General features: G+C 66.7%; 3 protein-coding genes. All 3 read right to left on the reverse strand.

Features of this window, described 5'->3' with window-relative positions; all coding sequences use genetic code 11:
- Positions 1 to 62: 62 nt before the first annotated feature.
- The 3 genes from clpX to ACFWEJ_RS28095 all read right to left on the reverse strand — a co-directional run bounded on the left by clpX (position 63) and on the right by ACFWEJ_RS28095 (position 3,034).
- Entirely contained in the window at positions 63 to 1,352 is a 1,290-nt protein-coding gene (gene clpX / locus ACFWEJ_RS28085) for an ATP-dependent Clp protease ATP-binding subunit ClpX (RefSeq protein ID WP_377232453.1), read from the reverse strand.
- Positions 1,353 to 1,641: 289 nt separating this feature from the next.
- Positions 1,642 to 2,355 (reverse strand): ATP-dependent Clp protease proteolytic subunit, encoded by a 714-nt coding sequence (locus ACFWEJ_RS28090; RefSeq protein ID WP_377232454.1) that lies wholly within the window; start codon positions 2,353 to 2,355, stop codon positions 1,642 to 1,644.
- A 43-nt stretch (positions 2,356 to 2,398) separates the two neighbouring features.
- Positions 2,399 to 3,034, reverse strand: coding sequence for an ATP-dependent Clp protease proteolytic subunit (locus tag ACFWEJ_RS28095; protein WP_377232455.1), 636 nt, complete (start codon positions 3,032 to 3,034; stop codon positions 2,399 to 2,401).
- Positions 3,035 to 3,214 lie beyond the last annotated feature (180 nt).

Genomic DNA, 3,214 nt, shown 5'->3' on the forward strand with positions numbered 1-3,214 from the left:
GGTTTCTACCCGGGACGAGGCGGACCAAGACGCTGACTCGGCGCCCCTCGTTCGTCAGGGTGTTACGCGCTCTTCTCGCGCGGCTGGCGGCCGCGTACGGGGCTCTTGCGGGGCACCACGGTCGGGTTCACGTTGTCCAGCACCACCGAGCGGGTGATGACCACGCGCTCGACGTCGTCGCGGCTCGGCACGTCGAACATGACCTGCTGGAGCACCTCCTCGAGGATGGCCCGCAGGCCGCGCGCCCCTGTGCCCCGGAGCAGGGCCTGCTCGGCGATGGCCTCGACGGCCGGCTCGTCGAACTCGAGCTCCACGCCGTCGATCTCGAACATGCGCTTGTACTGCTTCACCAGCGCGTTCTTGGGCTCCGTCAGGATCCGCACCAGGGCGTCACGGTCGAGCGACGAGACGGAGGCGATGACGGGCAGGCGGCCGATGAACTCGGGGATCAGGCCGTACTTCTGCAGGTCCTCGGGCCGCACCTCGGCGAAGAGGTCCTCGTCCTGGTTGATGGACTCCATGGGGGCGCTGAAGCCGATGCCGCGCTTGCGGGAGCGGGCGGCGACGATGTCGTCCAGCCCCGCAAAAGCACCGGCCACGATGAACAGCACGTTCGTCGTGTCGATCTGGATGAACTCCTGGTGCGGGTGCTTGCGTCCGCCCTGCGGGGGCACGGAGGCCGTGGTGCCCTCGATGATCTTCAGGAGCGCCTGTTGCACGCCCTCGCCGGAGACGTCGCGCGTGATCGACGGGTTCTCGGCCTTGCGGGCCACCTTGTCGACCTCGTCGATGTAGATGATGCCCGTCTCGGCCTTCTTGACGTCGTAGTCCGCCGCCTGGATGAGCTTGAGCAGGATGTTCTCGACGTCCTCGCCCACGTAGCCGGCCTCGGTCAGCGCGGTCGCGTCGGCGATGGCGAACGGGACGTTCAGCATCTTGGCGAGCGTCTGCGCCAGATAGGTCTTGCCCGTGCCCGTGGGGCCGATGAGCAGGATGTTCGACTTGGCGATCTCGACCGGGTCCTGGTCGTCGGGGCCGATCGAGCGCCCCGCCTCGCCGGCCTGGATGCGCTTGTAGTGGTTGTAGACGGCAACGGCCAGGGCGCGCTTGGCGGGGTCCTGGCCGATGATGTACTGCTCGAGGAAGTCGAAGATCTCGCGGGGCTTGGGCAACTCTGTCAGACCGAGCTCCGCAGCCTCACCGAGCTCTTCCTCGATGATCTCGTTGCACAGCTCGATGCACTCGTCGCAGATGTAGACGCCGGGTCCGGCGATCAGCTTCTTCACCTGCTTCTGCGACTTGCCACAGAAGTTGCACTTCAGCAGTTCCGCGCCGTCACCGATTCGCGCCACTACCTGTCTCCTCGCCTTGTGCACCCTCGCGAAGTCCTGCACGGGCCGGCTGGCCCAGCAGATCCGCGACGTCGAGCGGTCTCAGATCCATTCCACACCACCGGTGGCCTGTTGTCAGCCGGGCGGCCCGGCGGGTCGCCTGACCGATTTTCACCAGATCATGACAATTTTGTCAGATTCTGCGCGGCGTGTCCCACAATGCCCGACGCCGGGGCGGATCGTCCACCGGTATTGGTGGCACGGCCCCGGCGTCGGACGCCTGCGGTCTCGACGGACCAGACCTCAGCGGTCAGTTCGTCACGACCGTGACGGGCTTGCGCGACTCGAGCACCTCGTCGACCAGGCCGTACTCCTTGGCCTGGGCGGCGGTCAGGATCTTGTCGCGCTCGATGTCGTCACGCACCTGCTCCTGCGTCTTGCCGCTGTGCGTCGCGAGCGTCATCTCGAGCCACTCGCGCATGCGGATCAGCTCGTTCGCGTGGATCTCGATGTCCGAGGCCTGCGCGTAGCCGCCACCCTCCATCGCGGGCTGGTGGATCAGCACGCGGGAGTTCGGCAGCGCGAGACGCTTGCCCGGCTGGCCGGCGGCCAGCAGGACGGCCGCGGCCGACGCCGCCTGGCCCAGGCACACGGTCTGGATCTGCGGCTTGATGAACTGCATGGTGTCGTACAGCGCCGTCATGGCCGTGAACGAGCCACCCGGCGAGTTGATGTACATCATCACGTCGCGGTCCGGGTCCTGCGTCTCCAGGACCAGGAGCTGGGCCATGACGTCGTCCGCGGACGCGTCGTCGACCTGGACGCCCAGGAAGATGATGCGGTCCTCGAACAGCTTGGTGTACGGGTCCTGGCGCTTGAAGCCGTACGCGGTGCGCTCCTCGAACTGCGGGAGCACGTAGCGTGCGGACGGCATGGCGCCGGCGGTGGCAAAAGGCATCCGTGCACCCGAACGGGCGCCGGCAAGGCGCTCTGCGGCTGCGACGAACTGGGCTTCAGGACTCACGGTCATCTCCTCTTGAGAAAGCTCTTGATGCGTTTCCGGGCGGTCAGCTGTTCATGCCGCCGCCGCCGGCCAGCGCAGCGGTCTCGACGACGTGGTCGACGAAGCCGTACTCCAGTGCCTCGGAGGCCGTGAACCAGTTGTCGCGGTCGTTGTCCTTGATGATCGTCTCGAGCGTCTGGCCCGTCTGCTCGGCGGTCAGCTCGGCGAGCACCTTCTTCATGTGCATGATGAGCTGCGCGCCGATCCGCACGTCGGTGGCCGTACCACCGATGCCGCCGGACGGCTGGTGCATCAGCACGCGGGCGTGCGGCGTGATGTACCGCTTGCCCTTGGTGCCGGAGGACAGCAGGAACTGCCCCATGGAGGCGGCCATGCCCATCGCGACCGTCGCCACGTCCGGCTTGATGAACTGCATGGTGTCGTAGATCGCCATGCCGGCCGTGATGGAGCCGCCGGGCGAGTTGATGTAAAGCCAGATGTCCTTGTCGGGGTCCTCGGCCGCGAGAAGCATCATCTGCGCGCTGATCGCGTTCGCGTTCTCGTCGCGCACCTCCGACCCCAGCCAGATGATGCGCTCCTTGAGCAGCCGGTTGTAGATGGAGTCGTTGAGCCCGAAGCCAGCACCCTCCGTCCGCGCTACCGGCCCAGCATCCATCCGCAGCAGATCGTTCACGTCCATCTCCTCGGTTCTGACTCTCGTCTGTGGACCACGTCCTAAGACGTCGTGTCGCTCGACCCTAACGTGCCTCATGCCGCCAGAACTTCCGATTCGGCGGCCGTTTCGCCTACAGCGCACCGGTGCTGCCCACGGCGAAGCCGAGGGGAACGCGGACGGCGGTCCGCACCCTCGTGCGAAGGG

It is taken from the genome of Promicromonospora sp. NPDC060204, from assembly GCF_042728455.1.
Taxonomy (GTDB): domain Bacteria; phylum Actinomycetota; class Actinomycetes; order Actinomycetales; family Cellulomonadaceae; genus Promicromonospora.

What these genes read in the sequence shown, in the direction of transcription:
- ACFWEJ_RS28095 (WP_377232455.1), bottom strand. Translation starts at nt 3,034, where the DNA reads ATGGACGTGAACGATCTGCTGCGGATGGATGCTGGGCCGGTAGCGCGG.